This window comes from Bacillus aerius, from assembly GCF_029894105.1.
Taxonomy (GTDB): Bacteria; Bacillota; Bacilli; order Bacillales; family Bacillaceae; genus Bacillus; species Bacillus altitudinis.
The window spans coordinates 390,799-408,486 of the sequence record NZ_JARYHO010000001.1 but is presented as its reverse complement, the minus strand read 5'-3'; the positions used below and the strand labels follow the sequence as shown (position 1 = coordinate 408,486).

Annotated in this window: 18 protein-coding genes and 2 pseudogenes; 8 read left to right on the top strand and 12 right to left on the bottom strand. The window is 41.1% G+C overall.

Annotation, left to right across the window (positions count from 1 at the left end):
* From M2353_RS01915 to M2353_RS01895, 5 genes are all read right to left on the bottom strand, one after another.
* Positions 1 to 1,218, bottom strand: coding sequence for an NRAMP family divalent metal transporter (locus M2353_RS01915; protein ID WP_007498097.1), 1,218 nt, complete (start codon positions 1,216 to 1,218; stop codon positions 1 to 3).
* A gap of 24 nt (positions 1,219 to 1,242) precedes the next feature.
* A complete protein-coding gene (locus M2353_RS01910) occupies positions 1,243 to 2,001 on the bottom strand; it encodes a LamB/YcsF family protein (protein WP_007498099.1) in 759 nt (252 codons plus the stop codon).
* 650 nt (positions 2,002 to 2,651) lie between these two features.
* Positions 2,652 to 2,783, bottom strand: a complete 132-nt coding sequence (locus tag M2353_RS01905) for a hypothetical protein (RefSeq protein WP_255816864.1) — start codon at positions 2,781 to 2,783, stop codon at positions 2,652 to 2,654.
* The gene (locus tag M2353_RS01900) at positions 2,773 to 3,906 is read right to left on the bottom strand and encodes a response regulator aspartate phosphatase (protein WP_039166178.1); all 1,134 of its coding nucleotides are present in this window, start codon (positions 3,904 to 3,906) and stop codon (positions 2,773 to 2,775) included. The genes M2353_RS01905 and M2353_RS01900 overlap by 11 nt, the downstream gene beginning before the upstream one ends.
* A 246-nt stretch (positions 3,907 to 4,152) precedes the next feature.
* Positions 4,153 to 4,458, bottom strand: coding sequence for a hypothetical protein (locus tag M2353_RS01895; protein ID WP_024720216.1), 306 nt, complete (start codon positions 4,456 to 4,458; stop codon positions 4,153 to 4,155).
* 69 nt (positions 4,459 to 4,527) lie between these two features.
* Between M2353_RS01895 and M2353_RS01890 the strand changes: the two genes are divergently transcribed.
* Positions 4,528 to 5,022, top strand: coding sequence for a hypothetical protein (locus tag M2353_RS01890; protein ID WP_284724832.1), 495 nt, complete (start codon positions 4,528 to 4,530; stop codon positions 5,020 to 5,022).
* Positions 5,023 to 5,108: 86 nt separating this feature from the next.
* Here M2353_RS01890 and M2353_RS01885 read toward each other — a convergent pair whose 3' ends face one another.
* Positions 5,109 to 5,888 carry a Cof-type HAD-IIB family hydrolase gene (locus M2353_RS01885; protein WP_370539173.1) on the bottom strand — a complete coding sequence of 260 codons (780 nt, stop codon included), beginning with the start codon at positions 5,886 to 5,888 and terminating at the stop codon, positions 5,109 to 5,111.
* A gap of 103 nt (positions 5,889 to 5,991) precedes the next feature.
* On the bottom strand, positions 5,992 to 6,255 hold the full coding sequence (locus tag M2353_RS01880) for an excalibur calcium-binding domain-containing protein (protein WP_024720214.1): 264 nt from the start codon (positions 6,253 to 6,255) through the stop codon (positions 5,992 to 5,994).
* A 188-nt stretch (positions 6,256 to 6,443) separates the two neighbouring features.
* Here M2353_RS01880 and M2353_RS01875 point away from each other — a divergent pair, with 188 nt between their 5' ends.
* The 3 genes from M2353_RS01875 to M2353_RS01865 are packed head-to-tail and all read left to right on the top strand — an operon-like array spanning position 6,444 to position 7,414.
* Entirely contained in the window at positions 6,444 to 6,821 is a 378-nt protein-coding gene (locus M2353_RS01875) for a VOC family protein (RefSeq protein WP_284724831.1), read from the top strand.
* A gap of 25 nt (positions 6,822 to 6,846) precedes the next feature.
* Complete coding sequence (locus tag M2353_RS01870; RefSeq protein ID WP_017358499.1) at positions 6,847 to 7,140, top strand: DUF5316 family protein; 294 nt, start codon at positions 6,847 to 6,849, stop codon at positions 7,138 to 7,140.
* A gap of 31 nt (positions 7,141 to 7,171) precedes the next feature.
* Complete coding sequence (locus M2353_RS01865) at positions 7,172 to 7,414, top strand: DUF2651 family protein (protein WP_284724830.1); 243 nt, start codon at positions 7,172 to 7,174, stop codon at positions 7,412 to 7,414.
* Positions 7,415 to 7,456: 42 nt separating this feature from the next.
* On the opposite strand, the pseudogene M2353_RS01860 reads toward M2353_RS01865, so the two are convergent.
* Positions 7,457 to 7,856: pseudogene (locus tag M2353_RS01860) on the bottom strand (RidA family protein).
* 350 nt (positions 7,857 to 8,206) lie between these two features.
* On the opposite strand from M2353_RS01860, the gene M2353_RS01855 reads away from it, so the two are divergent.
* From M2353_RS01855 to M2353_RS01845, 3 genes and pseudogenes are all read left to right on the top strand, one after another.
* Positions 8,207 to 8,671, top strand: coding sequence for an FMN-binding protein (locus M2353_RS01855; protein ID WP_073414912.1), 465 nt, complete (start codon positions 8,207 to 8,209; stop codon positions 8,669 to 8,671).
* Positions 8,672 to 8,686: 15 nt separating this feature from the next.
* The gene (locus M2353_RS01850; protein WP_284724829.1) at positions 8,687 to 9,664 is read left to right on the top strand and encodes an FAD:protein FMN transferase; all 978 of its coding nucleotides are present in this window, start codon (positions 8,687 to 8,689) and stop codon (positions 9,662 to 9,664) included.
* Positions 9,622 to 10,488, top strand: a pseudogene (locus M2353_RS01845) (RnfABCDGE type electron transport complex subunit D). The gene M2353_RS01850 and the pseudogene M2353_RS01845 overlap by 43 nt, the downstream one beginning before the upstream one ends.
* Positions 10,489 to 10,533: 45 nt before the next feature.
* Here M2353_RS01845 and M2353_RS01840 read toward each other — a convergent pair.
* From M2353_RS01840 to M2353_RS01825, 4 genes are all read right to left on the bottom strand, one after another.
* On the bottom strand, positions 10,534 to 12,282 hold the full coding sequence (locus M2353_RS01840; protein ID WP_017366624.1) for a methyl-accepting chemotaxis protein: 1,749 nt from the start codon (positions 12,280 to 12,282) through the stop codon (positions 10,534 to 10,536).
* A 170-nt stretch (positions 12,283 to 12,452) separates the two neighbouring features.
* Positions 12,453 to 13,574 carry a mannitol-1-phosphate 5-dehydrogenase gene (locus tag M2353_RS01835; protein ID WP_284724828.1) on the bottom strand — a complete coding sequence of 374 codons (1,122 nt, stop codon included), beginning with the start codon at positions 13,572 to 13,574 and terminating at the stop codon, positions 12,453 to 12,455.
* A 1-nt stretch (position 13,575) separates the two neighbouring features.
* On the bottom strand, positions 13,576 to 14,010 hold the full coding sequence (locus tag M2353_RS01830; protein WP_019743148.1) for a PTS mannitol transporter subunit IIA: 435 nt from the start codon (positions 14,008 to 14,010) through the stop codon (positions 13,576 to 13,578).
* Between the two features lie 95 nt (positions 14,011 to 14,105).
* Positions 14,106 to 15,548, bottom strand: coding sequence for a PTS mannitol transporter subunit IIBC (locus M2353_RS01825; protein WP_146271720.1), 1,443 nt, complete (start codon positions 15,546 to 15,548; stop codon positions 14,106 to 14,108).
* Positions 15,549 to 16,053: 505 nt separating this feature from the next.
* Here M2353_RS01825 and M2353_RS01820 point away from each other — a divergent pair.
* A complete protein-coding gene (locus M2353_RS01820) occupies positions 16,054 to 17,688 on the top strand; it encodes a copper resistance CopC/CopD family protein (RefSeq protein WP_100325541.1) in 1,635 nt (544 codons plus the stop codon).

The window sequence follows — 17,688 nt, the reverse complement described above, 5'->3', positions numbered from 1 at the left end:
TCAGCTCCATAGTTTTGGAATTTCATTCATGATGGTATATCCGCCCATGATTGCCATGATGACAACAACAAACGCACCTGTTGCGGTCAAAAAGAATGGATGGCGATAATCACCGACAATTTCTTTTTTATAGGCAGCAATCAGCAATGTTCCGAGTGCAAGCGGCAAGATCAATGCATTGATGGCTCCAACCAAAATCAATATGTTCACAGGTCTTCCAATCGTTATAAAACAAATGGTCGAGAGCGCAATGAATCCAACGATAATGCCTCGTTGATTTTTCTCGATTTTTGGTGAGAAGGTTTTAAAGAAGGAAACGGAGGTGTATGCTGCTCCAATGACTGAGGTAATGGCAGCAGCCCACATAATAATCCCGAACATTTTATATCCAACATTTCCAGATGCTAATTGAAAAACAGACGCAGGCGGGTTCGACGGATCAATCTGTAAGCCTTTTGAGACAACTCCTAGAACGGCTAAAAATAAAGCCACACGCATCACGGATGTGATCAAAATACCGAAAATGGAACTTTTCGTCACTTGCGGCAATGCTTCCTTCCCCTTAATGCCAGCATCCAGCAGACGATGACCACCAGCAAAAACGATATAGCCTCCGACCGTTCCGCCGACAAGTGTGACAATCGATAACATGTCAATTTTCTCTGGCACGAAAGTTCTCATGACCGCTTCTCCAACTGGAGGTGCTGTGGAAATAGCCACATACAGCATCAGACCAATCATGACAAAACCAGCGATTTGTGTGAATCGGTCCATCGCTTTTCCTGCCTCTTTAATGACAAAAATGAGAATGGCAATGACTGCACTGACCCCAGCCCCTATGCGGGGATCGACGCCGAATATGACCTGAAAACCGAGACCCGCACCAGCGATATTTCCAATATTAAAGGCAAGACCCCCAATGACAATCAAACAGGCTAACACATATCCGAGCCCCGGCAGAACCATATTGGCAATGTCCTGTCCTCTTTTTTCCGAGACGGCAATGATACGCCATACATTTGTTTGCGCAAAAATGTCTAGCAAAATGGAAATCAAAATGACAAACCCAAAGCTAGCTGCGAGCTGCTGTGTGAACACCGTTGTTTGTGTTAAAAATCCCGGTCCAATGGCGGACGTTGCCATTAAAAAGGCTGCGCCCATCAGCATAGAACGGTTCCCTTTTGGAGCTTTCATCTGTTTGGCTTTCTCTCTTTTCATGCTGTTTCCCCCTTTGATGACGATTTATCGAAAGGCCTTGAGTTGAATAGTGGCTTCTTTTAGCTTCGCTGTAATGGTTTTTGCAAATTGAAGCGCGTGACTGCCATCCCCGTGGATGCACACCGTATCTGCTTTGAGCTGAACATCTTCCCCTTGCACTGTCCGCACTTTTCCCTCTCTTACCATACGGATGACCTGCTGAACCGCCCTTTCATCCTCTTCAATAAGTGCATGAGGTTCACGGCGGGATGTCAGTGTCCCGTCTGGTTGATACGTGCGATCAGAAAAAACTTCATGTGCCACTTGAAGACCGATTCTTTCCCCTGCTGACGCAAGTTCACTGCCTGACAGCGCAAATAACACAAGGTTAGGATCAATATCATACACAGCCTTCGCAATGGATTCAGATAATTCAGTATTTTTAGCCGCCATGTTGTAAAGGGCGCCATGTGGTTTGACGTGCTGCATCATGCCGCCTTCTGCTTTCAGAAAAGCTGATAGTGCACCAATTTGATAGATCACAAGATCATAGGCTTCCTCTGCTGAGATAGCGATTGGACGTCTGCCAAAACCGACTAAATCTTGCAGACCTGGATGTGCACCAATTTGAACCCCTTTATCCAGTGCCATTTTCACCGTCTTTCTCATCACAGTTGGATCTCCCGCATGAAAACCGCATGCAATATTGGCTGAGGTAACATATTCAAGAATTTGTTCATCTGAACCGATGGTGTATTGACCAAAACTTTCTCCCAAATCACAGTTAATATCCACTTGATACATAGGACCCCTCCTTGTCGTTCCGAATTGCGGAATAGAAAGTCCGAATATTCGAATTTATATTGATTATACCAACTTTGGATAGACTGCACATGAAATTGTCAGAAAATATAACAATAGAACTAGTAGATTGTGTCTCTTGCATACTTTCGATCTCATTCTCAAAAAGGTTATTCTATCAACCTTTTTTGAACATTAAAAAAGAACAAACGTTTGCAAATAAATGCAGACAAAAGCATTCATTTGGGGGAGTATTGGGGGAGTTTTTTAATAATTGACAGACGTAAAAGGAGCGTAAAATGAACATAAACAATATAAGATCATTCTTTTATAAGACATCAAAATACCTGGGTGACGTCAATGCCGTTCAAAAGGGTACTATCGGAAAACGTATCATGCGACGTGCTGCGGGGTAAAACAACCGGCAAGCTAATGAAAAAGATATTCAAATAAAATAGTTCACGGTAGTGATTTCATGAATGATCTTGAGAGGGAGCTATACAGGATCATATATAATATGATCAGGAAAAGACGAACAGTCCATTAGAAAAGCCGTTAGAAACCTTATGTCTAGATATGAACTGGCGTGGGATAAGGAGAAGCAGGAATGGAGATTCAAATAAAAAAAGAAGCCCCGAAAAGGGCTTTTTTAATTAAGCAAAATAACCGATACTTGTTGTATGTCCCCGTTGGGCTTCATTATGGATATCGTTAGATGAAACATAACTAAAAGCACCTAACACACTGACAATAATTAATACGGCTGCTACTGACTTAAATTTCATAAAGACAATCCCCTCTCTTAATTTGGAGTTGGAAATAAAGAATCTTCTCATAAAATTCGTTTGCACGCTCTTTATCTCCTGCCTTATTATAATGCTTCGCCGCATCTTTCGATAAATCTTCAAGATTCGCATAAAGAAATTTTGACTCCAAATAAGCCATTGCTTCTTTTAAACGACTAACATTGTTTTCTAAATACAATGATCTCAATAGAGTGAATGTATTTAAAAATATGTCGTCTTTCAATTTTCCAGCCAATTCTATTCCCTCGTTTAAAGCGTATAACCCTAAATCATTTTGATCAGTTTTAAAGTATGACTTTGTCAACATAACCATCGGATCAAGAATTTTATTTAAATGTTCGTATCCTTGTTCTTTAAATGAATGGATTGATTCGTTAAAGTATTTGATAGCCATTAGTAGTTCATCATTGTGGAAATAACTTAATCCTATATTATAAAGCGCCGATCCTTGTAATCTTTTTGTTGAGTTGTCAGAAGCTTTTTTTAGTGCGTATTCAAAATGAGGCATTGCTTTTTCGGGGCAACCCATATCAATATAATTTAATCCAATAACAAAAGAACACTGTATCTGCCTAACAGTATAAGTGTTTTTTTCTTTGTAACAATCTATTGCTTGGGCTATATGGTGCATAGACATGTGGTTTTGTTTCATGTGGTAATAGATTTCCGCTATCTTGAAATTAAACTCGGCACGTTCAATATCATCACTTACAAGAGATAGCTTTTTTTCTGCTCGTTTGTAGAAGGTAATAGCGTTGAGGTATTCATAGTTTTCAAATTCGTACATGCCGTAGAAAAAGTTAAAATAATAATCTAGCAAGCCTGTTAATTTCTCTTGATCCTTTTTTATTTTCATTGCTAACTCTCTAAAGTTGGCGCGCTCTTTCCCATTTTCCAATGGGTTCAAATAATCCAACATTAATTTATGTCGGAACTCCATGAGTGAGAAATACAATAATAAATCTTGATTTTCTTCCATATCATCGAGCAAAGATTTTATTTCTTCTTTATATGCTTCGGCGTCCGGTACGTTAAATCTTTGAATATGATAATACCATTCATTGATTTTCATACCGACATGAGAAGATAGAACTATCTCCATAAGACCCTACCCCTTCCTTGCTATTCCCTATAATGACATATATTATCATTTTCCGAATAATTCCACACCGAAAACAAACCGCAATTTATGTCTACATATGAATATGAAAAAAAGTGGAATCATGGTTAACTTGAAGGGGAATTGTCTAAATTAAGGGAATTTCAAGGTAACTCACCTTGTTTTGAATTCCTTTTATATGTACATTTGTAATTAAATATAATGGAATTAGATGGTAAACGAGCAGCTCTATGACCACTTTTCGGGCATTTCCTCTAAAAAATTTAGCAGCTTGGGCTCATGAATTTCTGATATTGCAAATTGAATAAAATCTATATCATCAGTGCCGGGGAAATTAAATAACTGGATACTATAATTTGATGTGTTTTCACCAAGTAAACTGGCTATTTTTAAAGCAATATCGACATTTTTATAATCAACTCGGAAAATAATTTTCCCCCCGGAAGTGTGGAAGTCTTGAATTGCATTTTCAGTTTTTTCAGGGTTTACCATTAAGTCTAGAAAAGTCTTCAATTTATTCGCATGTTTAATCATCTTTGTTTATTACCTCCTAGATTTTCTATGAATTATAACTCAAAAATAATTTGTAAGGAAGTGTAAATAGTGGTTAAAAAAATGATTAGCCTTGCTTTAGTTTCTGTTCTAGCTTTAACTGTTTTTTCGAGTTCCGTTTCAGCAAGTGAGTCAGAAGTCGTTTTTGGTGGGAAATATGATTCTGTTATAAAAACATTGCCTAACACCTCAATAAGCGAACTTGCTTTACAAAAGAAAGCCGGGGAAGTTTCCACTAACACAACACAATGGGGACCGGGTGGAACGGCTTCATTAAGTGTAACTGGCGATCGTAGGCATATTTATTGGAGTGTTAAGCCAGCCGCAAAAGGTCCGTGGGTTTTTCATGGAAAATTAAAGTTAAGATATAAAAATGGTTTTAAAAGAGATGTTCCTATTAGAGGCTTTGGCGTTTCCGGGGTTGGTTTTTCAAGTGTTGTAGATATTAATAAAAACAAAGGCGGAAAGGTTTTTCTAACAGGAAGTGCAGAAGATTCCTTTGGGGATAGATTCCCTGTATTACCTGGTTTCTTTGTAAGTTTTTAATAAGGTTTTCTATCACGTAAAAGAAGACAAAGGGCTAAAATCAAGTTCATTTTAGCCCTTTGTCAACAATCTGTTTTTCTACTCGTTTATTTAGACAGCACCCAATGTTGGATGGCTTTTGCTACCCCGTGCTCTGTATTAGGAGCTGTAATCCAATCAGCCGCTTCTTTCACAACTTCTTGTGCATTGCCCATTGCAATGCCTAATCCGGCTTCTTGAATCATCGCCATATCATTCAGACTGTCGCCAAGTGACATGACGTTGTCCATTGTGCAGCCAATGCGTTCTGCTACTTTTGCAAGAGCTGCCGCTTTGTTAATTCCTGCTGCATTGACTTCGATATTGGTTGGACTGGAATTCGTGATTTCTAGCTGTCCATTTGTTTTCAATGTATGGAGGACTTCCTCACGAACAGCATCGTCATGAATATCAAAACCAAATTTCAACCATTCGTGGTCATGAATGCGTTCTGGGAATTCTCCTCTCCACACTTTATCCACAGTAGATGCCCAGTAATCGGTTTCGTATCTGTTTTTTAGATCCCACATCATCTGAACGTGATCGGGATGCAGCAGTTCCCGTTCGATCAACTGGAAGTTTGAATCCCAAATTTCACTTCCGTTCGCTGTGACAAGATAAGAAGAGAGTTTCAGCGGCTCGACCAGCTCTCGGCATGTCATCAGCGTACGTCCTGTGCTAATCACCACATGGACCCCTTTGGCTTCTGCTTCTTTAATGGCTTGTTTATTTTCCTCAGGAATGACGTGCTCACTGTTTAACAGCGTGCCATCCATATCAATGGCAATCAATCGGATGTCTTTCTTATCAGCTTGTGTTGACAAATTGAGTACCCCACTTTGTATCATTTTTTGAATCTATCTTTATTTTAATATAAAGATGAAGATGGCACAAAGGGACGAGTTTGATCCCAAAGAAAAAAGACCTTGTGACAGGTCTTTTTTCTTCTTCTTAACGTTCACACGCAATGCCGTCTTTATCACGGTCAAGGTGTGTATTTTTTAAGTAAAGTGCTTTTGATACATAAGGCTTGTACTTCGTTTTTCCACCTTTGTTTTTCGTATTTTTGCTTTTTGCCACGCCGCCTTTATACACTTTGTTGAGTGCTTTGCAGTTTTTGTACTTGACTGTCTTTGCATCCGCTGTGTGAGTGTCAACTTGTGTAAAGCTAAGTAAAAGACCGAAAGATATGACAGCCACCATGATTTTTTTCAACATGTAAGTTCCCCCCTATTTTTTCTCATTTTACATTTTTATCATATGTCACCACATTTTGTTTTTCAAGACGATTGAGGTAGGAATATTGTTTTTTTTGGAATTAAATGAATCTTATTGCCTATGTGGTAAAATGAGTGGGAAACCTTTCCGGTTTTGACACGTATATGAAGAGAGGAGCTTTCCACATGAAAATGAAATATACCATTCTATATGTAAACGATGTTGAAGCAAGTATTCAGTTCTACCATCATATCCTCGGTTTCCCGATTAAATTGAGAGTTGAATCCTATGTTGAGTTTGATACAGGAGAAGTGACCTTATCGATTAATTCACGCCAAGATGTGAAAGAGACACTTGGTCTGCCTGTTCCAGAGGCAGTTAGCTCGTCACAAACGTTTGAGATTGGCTTTGTTGTGGATGATGTGAATGAAACAATTGCATCCTTGAAGGAAAAAGGAGTACCTGTCATCAAGGAACCTGCCAAGAAGCCGTGGGGACAAACGGTCAGTTATGTGTCTGATCCTGATGGACATTTCATTGAAATATGTGATGCGGTCTCCTAATAGCTGTCTGAAGGAGTGAAGCATAATGAGAAAGAAACATGCTTTTTTTGCTGGTGTTTGCTCCATGCTGTTGATTTGCAGTGCGGCGCTCATATTACAGCACCATGAATGGATTGGATTCGTCAGTGGTGGAATCTCTATTATTGCGTTCGTTGCATCTGGATTTCTTATGGGTGCATGGACCAACGGGGAAGAGGCACGAGCGGCCTATCACTCTGAAACAAAAGAACACCGGATGTTTCGTCTTGATACGGCTTTTCTTTTCATCATCTTTGCCCTTCCGCATATGGGTGCAGCACTGTTATATGTTTTTATGTAAATAGTTGATTTGGTTCAAAGGAGTAATTAACATGGCTGTTTTTGTCTTATTCGTTGTATTTGGTTTCCCTATGATCTCTGTGCTGATTGGTATTTTCGGCACATTGTTTTTAAAGAACATTTGGTTTCCTACCTTGATTGTGCTGGTTGCGAGTGTGATTCTGATGTTCACCTCTATTGGTGGAAATAAAACCTTTCTCATTTGGGTCATCATCTACACAGTCTGTGCATTTCTCGGTGCATTCATTACAAAGCGATTCCAAGCTGTTTCATAAATACTCATCAAAAAAGAACAGTTTGCACTGTTCTTTTTTTGATTAAATATCGGCACACCATAGCTCTATTTCGATTTTCAGCTCTGGCCACCCTAATGCAGTCACATAGGCAACGGTCATTGATGGATACGCCGTTTTGAAGATTGCATCCCACTGTGGATATAGATGATCCCAATCAATTTCTTCTGTTGCCCAAATATTGACTTTGATGACGTGTTCTTCATTCAACCCTTCTGATGCAAGGATTCTCTTTATATTTTCAAACGTATTGCGTATTGGTGACTTGGTCGTTTAAGCTTGATGGGATCTGTCCATCCGCTCCTGTCCCTACTTGACCTGATGTCACAAATAAACCCGCACCCTTTGGTACCCTTGTGATATGACTGTAGTTGCCAACGGGTTTCGGCATACTTTCTGGATTTTTTCTCGTGATTTTCTCCATGTAAATCCCTCACTCACTATGATTTTTCTGCGTGTTTTTCTTCCTGTAGACAGACTTCACCAATTTTTGTCTATCCTAAAAGAAAACAGCAGTGGAGTATCCGTAGCCACAAGGTAAGAACATCAATATTTTCTTTTTCATGGACGAAACACTCCTTTTTGATTGCGTGAGCAAGGTTTAGATTCATTTCATCCTACCTGATAAATGAACCACAGTCAAAAACAAATGATAAACGATAACGTGCAATATCTTGATTCTTATTGCCTATTATCTAAAATCGTTCTTTTCTTGTTCATGATTTGTTCAAATTTCTTCTATATAGTAGATCGTAATAGGAGGTAGGATACATCATGGCAAAAATAAATAAGAAAATGATTAGTCTTTGCACCGCAGCTATCAGCAGCTTATACATCACTGGTTATGCAACTACCCATCATGCGCAAGCCGTTCAGACAGCACAATCAAATACACAAACAGACGCTTCTTCAAATCATACATCTCTCACATCAGATACTACCGCCACTCAAACAGAAGATACCACTTCAGAAACTGAACTCACGGATGGTACTTTCTCTGGTACTGGATCAAATGAGATTGGCTCTATTAGTGTATCTGTTACCATCAAACAAGGAAATATCACTTCTGTCGAGATTACGAGTGATAACACTAGATACGGACAAAGCTCCATTTCCTCATTACCCAATGAAGTGGTCATCAGACAAAGTGCTGATGTAGATACGGTGAGCGGCGCAACATTAAGTACTCAGGATTTTGAAACAGCCGTTGCTCAGGCTTTAGAGCAGGCAAAGGCATAGAGAGGAGACACCATGATGAAATGGTTAGGACAACAAAAACTCATTACTTTTCAAAAATCCATGCTGGCTATGGGAACTGTTATCAATATTCAAGTGGTTGCCTATGAAGAAGATCGACGGGCTGTTTTAGAGGACATCAACCGTGCCTTTTCCATTTTTTACGATATCGAGCATCGTTTTAGCCGTTTCCGCTCTGATTCTGAAGTCATGAAGTTAGCCAATCGTTCAAAGCAAGAGGTATTAGTCAGTGAAATGCTTTTCGATTTAACAGCCTATGCGCTAGAGTTAGCCGAGTTAACAAATGGCAAGTATGATCCAACCATCGGGAAAGTCATGGAACAAAAAGGATTCGATCGTTTATATACGACAGGACAAACTTTTTCATCACATGACGTACCACATACAGCTGTTCATTACCGTGACGTCCAGTTAAACGAGAAGAATCGGACGATTTATTTGAACAAACCGCTGATTTTGGATTTCGGTTCTATTGCAAAGGGATTTGCGTGCGATCTTGCCGCAAAAGAACTTGAAGCATGGGAAGGCTTTATGATGAATGCTGGTGGGGATGTGTTGGTATCTGGATTTAACGAACAACAAGAAGAGTGGACAATTGGGATTCGGCATCCCATCCACAAACAGACCAACATCTCGGTCATTCAAACGACTAATTGTGCGATTTGTACATCTGGAAGCTATGAACGGATCAGTCGTTATGATCCTCATACGCACCATTTGATACACCCTCAAACGAAACAGTCTGAACAAAGTTTGTTAAGCTGTACCGTCATTGCACCACTCGGTATGCTCGCAGATAGTCTCTCTACAGCTGCTTTTTTATTAGGTAGAGAAGGAGGTTATTCTTTTTTAGCCGAACATGAAATACCTGCCGTGATGGTAGATCATACCGCTGATATGATCGTAACACCGGAGATGAAGGAGGTTCACTCATGGAATCACAACCAGCACCTATCACAAACCAAACATTTTTGAAACCATCACCCTCACTAAAAGCCTACATTCGGACACCAAAACGGTATGTCACCACCATTCTTTTGGTCCTTTTAGCCGCCGGGAGTCTGCACGCTGGTTTTCTTAGTGGTCTCGCTACAGTTGCTACCAGCATCGGGACAGCACTAATTCTTGACTCTTTCATCTCAAGAGTGATTTGGAAAAACAATAAACACACATTCCCTGATGGAGCTCTGCTCACAGGGCTGATTATTGGCATTGTTCTAAGTCCAGCCACTTCTTTTGCTGTTTCTGTTTTCACAGCCGCAGCAGCCATTTTATCTAAGCATGTCATCACTTATCAAAAGAAACCGATTTTGAATCCAGCTGCGTTTGGTTTATGGCTCTCAGTCATTTTATTTTCTTCCAATCAAAGCTGGTGGGGCGGTATGTCTCTTCTACCTTGGTAGACCCTATTCCTTGTGGTGGTCGGCGGTTATTTGGTGACCAGCCGCGTACAAAAATTCCCGCAAGTTTTCGCCTTTCTAGCAGCATACGGCCTGATCCACCTCATATTGGGATTAATTGGCTTAACGGATGCTTCATCTGCTTTTATTACGCCCTACTTGAATGCTGTCTTGTTTCTTGCGTTCTTTATGTTGACTGATCCACCTACTTCACCAGCAAAGAATCGTGATCAAATCATCTTTGGTATCCTCTGTGCTGTCGTTTCGTGTGTGGACTTCTATTTATTTAATAGCTTATCTTACTTACTCACAGGGCTTTTATGTGCCAATGCTTGGAAAGCCTATCGAACGTACCAAACAAATCAAAAGCGACGGGCAACACGGACGAAAATCGTCTAAATAAAAAAACGGACATCGACTTCTCGACGTCCGTTTGACCATACCTTATAAACGATAACGTGCAATATCTTGATTCAATCGCATGCTTAGCTCATTGAGCCTTTCTGCTGCCTTCGCCACATTGGAGATGGCGGTGACTTGTTCGTCTGTAGATGCAGTGATTTCTTCAATCGCTGCGGCATTTTCTTGAGAAATATGGGCTGCACCATGCATCGCTTTTGTGATGAGGTCGTTTTGTTCCAGTAATGTATTCAGCTCTTTTGCCATCGCATTTGTTTCAACGATGGTTTGTGAAATCGATGTAGAGATGGAATTGAATTCTTGTTCTGTTGCGTGAACCGCTTCATCAAGCTCGGCAAAACGATCCATTGTTTTGGACATCATGCCAGCTGTAGCCGTCGTTTCTTCTTTAATGCCTTGAATCATCTGCTGGATTTGAACGGCTGATTGCTTTGTCTGTTCAGCTAAATTCCGCACTTCACTCGCCACAACCGAGAATCCTTTGCCATGCTCTCCTGCACGAGCTGCTTCAATGCTCGCATTCAGGGCCAGTAAGTTCGTTTCATTTGAAATGCTTTCAATGGTATCTGTGATTTGAGAAATATCTTGTACTTTTGTACTTAACTGCTCAATCCCTGATCGAATACCTTGAGATGCCTGAATGGATTGCTCATTTGATTGTTTTAATTGCTGGACAATTTGCTGACCCTGCTGGGAAGATTGGTTCGACTGGTCTGAAATTCGTTTGATCTGGTCACTTTGTTCTTTGACGTTTTCAATGGATTGATTGAACTGAGTCATTTGTTGATTGGCTACCTCAAGGTCTGATGCTTGATGAAGGGTCCCTGTTGAGATATCTCCAATCGCTCGGCCAATTTCTTCACTGCTAGCGGATGTTTCTTCAGAGATGGCGGATAGATCTGTCGCAGATTCGACGAGCTGGCTGCTCGTTTCCTGCAAACCGCTCACAAGTGCTCTAAGCTCTCCTGACATATGATTAAAGCCTTTTGCCAACTGCCCAATTTCATCCGAGGTTTCTTTTAAGCTGGTGCGTTCAATATTGCCCGCCGCAATTTCTTTTGAAGCAGCCGTAACTTGCTTGAGCAGTCTCACTTTTCCTCGGGCTGCCAAATAAAAGACACCCATACTTAAAAGAGCGACACCTGCTGTAATGAGAATAATATAGAGCTTCATCTGCTCTAGTTCTTTATAAAATTCATCCTGAAATACGGCGATTCCTATACTCCAATTCCACGGTGTAAACTGGTTCATATAAGCGAGTTTTTGCTTTTCTTCCCCCGTGGCATCATCTTTATCCATATAGGTGATATAGTGTGCATCCTCGCCTTTTGCTGTAGCGCCAGCGACCATTTTTTGACGATTTGTCGTGTTATCTGGGATGACGCCGATGTCGTTAACCGGATGAACCTGTGATGAATAATCGGCTCCATATGCGACAAGGTAGCCTTTATTTTTATAGATGAAATCTGATTTTTGAAATTGGTATCCTTTGCCGTTGTCATTTTTAGGCCCACTCAAGTAAATACGGGCTTGTTCCTGCGCCTGTTCAAGCGTCAGTTCTTTGTTCTCCACACGGTCGTTCAATTGTTCAAGAGTGGCCATCGCTCCATTTACGATGTGTTTTAAATCTGCTTTCCCTGCATCAATTAAGACATTTTTCGCTAAAAAATACCCCGTTGTTCCTACAAGTCCGCCTGTTAAAATTGTAATAACGATAATGGCTGACATCAATTGAAAAAAGACACTTCTTGAAGCAAACGCTTTCTTTTTCATGTTCTAATTCCCCCTTACTACATATATCGTCATGCAGGGGAAAGTATTAAAAAAGTCATAGAAAAAATCCCTTTCACGTTAGAAAGGGATCTCAGATTGTTGACAAAGGGCTAAAATGAACTTGATTTTAGCCCTTTGTCTTCTTTTCATGTTAGAAAGGGATTTTTTGATTATCGCTCGGTTTCTTTGAGGATGGCTTGATAGAGATCGTCTTCAGGTTTGAGTCCACATACCTCTTGAAGCACACCTTCAATGCCTTTTTCTTTCCTTAATGCCTGCAAGCGAACCGCTTCTTCGTCTTCTGCAAAGTCGTAAGCCAAAGCAGCAGCGATCCCTTTGATTAAGTACACTGGCTGCTTGATCTTTTTCGCTGGACCGATTAAACGGTCATCTGCTCCCAGCTTTCTAAGAGGAGAGCGTGCGACACGAGTCACTTCATCGGAAATAAACGCATTTTCAAATCGTTTGATGATTTTTTGAATGTACGCATCATGTTCTTCTTTTCGGAAGCCATACGCGTCAATTAAATAACTGCCCGTTTCATGAAGGGCACCTTCGACAACTTGACGAATGTCTGGTGTATCAACAGCTTCTTTAATGGTTTTTACGCCTTGCTGATACCCGACATAAGCCGCTAGTGCATGTCCTGTATTGACGGTGAAAAGCTTCCGTTCAATATACGGCGTCAAATCTTGGACAAAGGTCGCTCCGTCAATTTGCGGAACATCTCCAATAAAGCCCGTCTCATCAATGACCCACTCGAAAAATGGTTCAACCGACACTTTGAGAATGTCCTCATGGTGCTGAATCGGAACAATGCGGTCAACCGCAGCGTTTGGAAAGCCAACGGTTTGTGATATCGCTGCTTGCTCATCTACTGTTAAATGAGAGAACACCGCTTCTTTTAAATGAGCACTTCCCCCAATCATATTTTCACATGCCACGATGTTGATGATATGGCCAGGCTTTTTTTGTTTTAATCCTTCAGCAATTGATGAGGCAATGATCTTCAATACGGCTGGTCCAACAGCTGTTGTAATCAAATTGGCTGTGGCAACCGCCTCTGTTAATGCTGCTGGATTTTGCGAAGAATTGATCGCTGATACGGGCCCGACTACTTCTTGCTTCTGCCCTGGTGCTGCGAGTTCAACCGTGTATTCTCCTCTTTCATTCAGCTCATTGATGACCGCTTCATTCACATCGGTAAAGACAAGCTCAAAGCCTGATGTCTTTAACAAAGATCCGATAAACCCTCTGCCGATATTCCCTGCTCCAAAATGAAGTGCCTTCATATTAGTTCACCTCGTTAAAGATGGCGATCAGTTCATCCTGATCCTTTGCATGAATGATCCGTTCTACATTTTCTTCTTCTGAACAGACAATCGCAATTTGAGACAGAATATCAAGATGCTCGTTGTTTTTCCCAGCGATCCCAAAGACGACTTTCGCCACATTTCCTTCACCATATTCAACACCATCTGGAATTTGGATAATCGAAATCCCTGAATGAAGGACTGCCGCTTTCGCATCCTCTGTTCCATGAGGGATTGCAATGCCGTTACCCATAAATGTAGAAGAAATCTCTTCTCTTTCAAACATTTTGTCGACATAATCACTTGTGACATAGCCGTTTGCTACGAGGACTTCGCCTGCTTTTTTGATGGCTTCTTCTTTAGAACCTGCTTGTTCGTTTAGAAAAATATTGTCTTTAGAAAGTACTTGTTTCATACATGATCACACACCTTTTTTAGAATAAAAATCAGAAAAACAACCAAAACGGGGAGTTCAATTAGGAAAAATTGGACTCAACCCGTTTCGTCATGTTATTTTTTCAATTTCTCAATCAGCTCATCATATTTCGGGCTGTTTAAGAAATTATCCACTGAGATATGCACAGCGCCTGGCAGCTTTGCCTTGGCTCTGTCTGTTAAATCTTTATGAGTAAAGACCACATCCGCATCGTCTGGGATGTTGCTGATAGAAGTGTTTGTCACATCGATATCAAGCTCTGCCTTTTTCACTTTGTTTTTCAGAATGGACGCACCCATTGCACTTGAACCCATCCCTGCATCGCAGGCAAAGATGATTTTGTTCACGTCATCTGGATTGACATCACTTGGAGATGCTGCTTGCTCGTTTGCTTGAGCGTCTTCTTTTTGTGCCGTAAGAGCAGCGGCTGCTGCACTTTTCTTGCCTTTCATGTCCTGCATCTTTTCTGTTGCTGCTGTTAAATCTTCGTCAACTTCTTTAGATGCTTTCAAAATGACCGATGCGACAAGGAACGATACGATAGCTGCTACGACAACACCTGCTAAAACGGCAAGGTGACCGCCTTTTGGAGACATCAGCATAAGCGCAATAATACTTCCTGGTGACGGCACAGCTTTTAATCCTGCATTTAATAATGTGAACGTCAGGACACCACTTGCTCCCCCTGCAATGACAGCCAAAATAAGTTTTGGTTTCATTAAGATGTACGGGAAGTAAATTTCATGGATTCCTCCTAAGAACTGAATGACAATGGCACCTGGTGCAGACTGTTTCGCATTTCCTTTTCCAAAGAACATATACGCAAGAAGAACCCCTAAGCCTGGCCCTGGGTTTGTTTCAAGCAAGAACAAAACAGATTGCCCTGTCTTCGCTGCTTGCTCGACCCCTAACGGACCTAAAATACCTTGGTTAATCGCGTTATTTAAGAATAATACTTTTGCAGGTTCAATGAAGATACTTGCTAGTGGCAGTAAATGAGCATTGACAATGATATCTACACCTGCCGCAAGGGCTTTATTCAGACCTAGTACCACTGGGCCGATGGCATAGAATGCAATGGCAACAAGAATGGCACCGAGGATACCTGCCGTAAAGTTATTCACAAGCATTTCAAAACCTGATCTGATTCGATCTTTAAACAGCTGGTCGATTTTCTTAATAAGATAACCGCCCAGCGGCCCCATGATCATGGCACCTAAAAACATTGGAATGTCTGAGCCAACAATGACCCCAATCGTAGCCGTAGCACCGAGCACTCCGCCTCGATGGTCATAGACGAGTTTACCGCCTGTGTAACCAATTAAGAGCGGCAGTAAGTAGTTAATCATCGGTCCAACGAGTGTAGCTAATTGCTCATTCGGAAGATAACCACTTGGAATGAACAAGGCTGTAATCAGTCCCCATGCAATAAATGCACCAATATTCGGCATAATCATGCCGCTTAAATAGCTTCCAAAGCGCTGTACTTTCACGCGGAATCCGCTTTTTTCCTGCATCTGTGAAAACCCCTTTCTTCTCTCCCTTTATTTCGGGCTTTATAGGTCAAAAGATATAAGAACAAGAGTCAGTGAAGCCCTTATACCTATCGTAAAACGCTTTCACTTTCCCTTCAATTGAAACTAAATGTCACTTTGTCACTTAGTGTGTGACAAAATTGAAAAATAATGTGACACCTCTCGGCATACCATAGATGATAGCGGGGTAAAAGTTGAATCTACTGTTGTTTTGGCGCAAAATTCATTGGAATTTCACAACTTTCAAATGGTCACTTCTTGTTTCCTCTACTTAAATCGAATAGGCTTATATTGATCAAACATTCAAGAAACGTCTGCGCAGACAAGACATGACACAGAAAAAGTGAACCATCTTGCTATTTGTTTCGTTTACCTTTTAGAGTGGGCGGTACAATAGAAAGAGCGGTTTTTCTGTGACTCACAGTTTACTGCCGCTTTCTTTCTGATACATGAGACATTTTCATAGGTAGAAAGGCGGTTATTCACATTGTTGAAATATAGTAAGTGGCTTTTGCTGCTCATCTTCATGTTCTCCTTCTTCATGCCAAAAGAGGCATTTGCTCATGCATATGTAGTGAGCTCAAATCCAGTGGCAAATGAAGAGCTGGATCAGCAGCCTCCTGCAGTCTCGATCACCTTTAGTGAAGGAATCGAAAGTGGATTTCATGCCATTAAGGTGTTCAATGCAAAAGGGGATCGTGTAGATCGAGGAGATACGGTCATCAAAGAGCAAAAGATCATGGAAGCAGCTTTAAAAAAGAATTTACCTAAAGGAATTTACACCATTCAATGGAATGCGGTATCAGCCGATGGACACTCTGTGTCTGGCATGATTCCGTTTAGTATCGGAAAAGCGGATGGAGGATTTGATCAATTAGATCAAGGACAGTCGAGTGAATCCATCGATATGGCTTCAACCATTGACAAAGCCTTTCTGTATACGTCATTTAGCTTATTTCTTGGAACCATTTTATTTGGGCTTCTATGGTTTAAAGCGGCCATAACCGACGTTTTAGCCCGGCGAATGAAGCGACTCTTAACTGTTTCATTGATCATGATGGGCGGAGCACTCTTGTTCCAGCTGCCGATTCAAACTAAATCAGCGGCAGACGTGTCCTTTTTAGGGGCATTTCAACCATCTCTTTTACAAGAAACCATTGCGTCGACTTCGGGCGGGAGTCTGTGGATGATGCTAATGGCGTCATTTGTTCTACTGACGATCTGGACGATTGTGGCGATGAAAAAAGGAAACTTCACTTCCTTCCGGGTATGGCTGTTTCCACTGCTCATTTTCATCGTACTCCTTTGGCTGAAAGCACAAATCGGTCATCCAGCCGCAACAGATAATAAAATACTGACAACGTCACTTGACTTCATTCATCTCGTTTCTGCATCCATTTGGGTCGGCGGCTTAACAGCCATTGTCCTTCTTTTGATGAAGAAACTGCCGAATGAAGATCAGCCGCTCATACGCAGCACCCTGACAGCTTTTCATCCGTGGGCACTGCTCTCGGTTGGACTGATTGTGTTTTCTGGGTTTGTGAATGCGATTTTTATTCTGCAATCATTTGATGCCCTTTTCCAATCAGCTTATGGACGCACCTTCTTAATCAAACTTGGTTTATTTATCATCATGGGTCTTCTTGGGCTCGTCCATTATTTGATGCTGAGATGGGAAAAGAAGCAGAAACGAAACGTATCTTTACGAGCAGAGTGGATCATTGGGATCGCTATTTTACTATTAACAGCCGTATTCACCAATATCCCAAGTCCTCCACCGCCTGCACCAGAGCCATTCTTTGCAGCCAATCAGGTGGAGCATCGTGACCTTGTGTCTTTGAGCATTACCCCGAATGCTCCTGGTAAAAACACGTTCGAGGTGGCATTTACGAAGAAGGATGGACAAACGATCACAGACATTCAATCTGTGACAGCTAAGATCCACAAAGTCTCCTTGTTCGGTGATGAAACGCCTAACGAATTTCAGCTGAAACGATTAAAGAATGGACACTTCTCGGCTGAAAACCTCTTACTAAATGAAAAAGGCACTTGGAAAATTAACATTCATGCGTTAACTGGTTCTTTTGACAACATCGATACGACATTCATTAGAAGAAACTAA

Bases quoted from the DNA above. Each gene is read 5' to 3' on its own strand.
- M2353_RS01870 (WP_017358499.1), top strand. From the start codon at position 6,847: ATGAGAAAGAAACATGCTTTTTTTGCTGGTGTTTGCTCCATGCTGTTG.
- M2353_RS01885 (WP_370539173.1), bottom strand. From the start codon at position 5,888: ATGATACAAAGTGGGGTACTCAATTTGTCAACACAAGCTGATAAGAAA.
- M2353_RS01865 (WP_284724830.1), top strand. From the start codon at position 7,172: ATGGCTGTTTTTGTCTTATTCGTTGTATTTGGTTTCCCTATGATCTCT.
- M2353_RS01835 (WP_284724828.1), bottom strand. From the start codon at position 13,574: ATGAAGGCACTTCATTTTGGAGCAGGGAATATCGGCAGAGGGTTTATC.
- M2353_RS01840 (WP_017366624.1), bottom strand. From the start codon at position 12,282: ATGAAAAAGAAAGCGTTTGCTTCAAGAAGTGTCTTTTTTCAATTGATG.
- M2353_RS01850 (WP_284724829.1), top strand. From the start codon at position 8,687: ATGAAATGGTTAGGACAACAAAAACTCATTACTTTTCAAAAATCCATG.
- M2353_RS01875 (WP_284724831.1), top strand. From the start codon at position 6,444: ATGAAAATGAAATATACCATTCTATATGTAAACGATGTTGAAGCAAGT.
- M2353_RS01855 (WP_073414912.1), top strand. From the start codon at position 8,207: ATGGCAAAAATAAATAAGAAAATGATTAGTCTTTGCACCGCAGCTATC.
- M2353_RS01895 (WP_024720216.1), bottom strand. From the start codon at position 4,458: ATGATTAAACATGCGAATAAATTGAAGACTTTTCTAGACTTAATGGTA.
- M2353_RS01915 (WP_007498097.1), bottom strand. From the start codon at position 1,218: ATGAAAAGAGAGAAAGCCAAACAGATGAAAGCTCCAAAAGGGAACCGT.
- M2353_RS01830 (WP_019743148.1), bottom strand. From the start codon at position 14,010: ATGAAACAAGTACTTTCTAAAGACAATATTTTTCTAAACGAACAAGCA.
- M2353_RS01900 (WP_039166178.1), bottom strand. From the start codon at position 3,906: ATGGAGATAGTTCTATCTTCTCATGTCGGTATGAAAATCAATGAATGG.
- M2353_RS01910 (WP_007498099.1), bottom strand. From the start codon at position 2,001: ATGTATCAAGTGGATATTAACTGTGATTTGGGAGAAAGTTTTGGTCAA.
- M2353_RS01905 (WP_255816864.1), bottom strand. From the start codon at position 2,783: ATGAAATTTAAGTCAGTAGCAGCCGTATTAATTATTGTCAGTGTGTTA.
- M2353_RS01825 (WP_146271720.1), bottom strand. From the start codon at position 15,548: ATGCAGGAAAAAAGCGGATTCCGCGTGAAAGTACAGCGCTTTGGAAGC.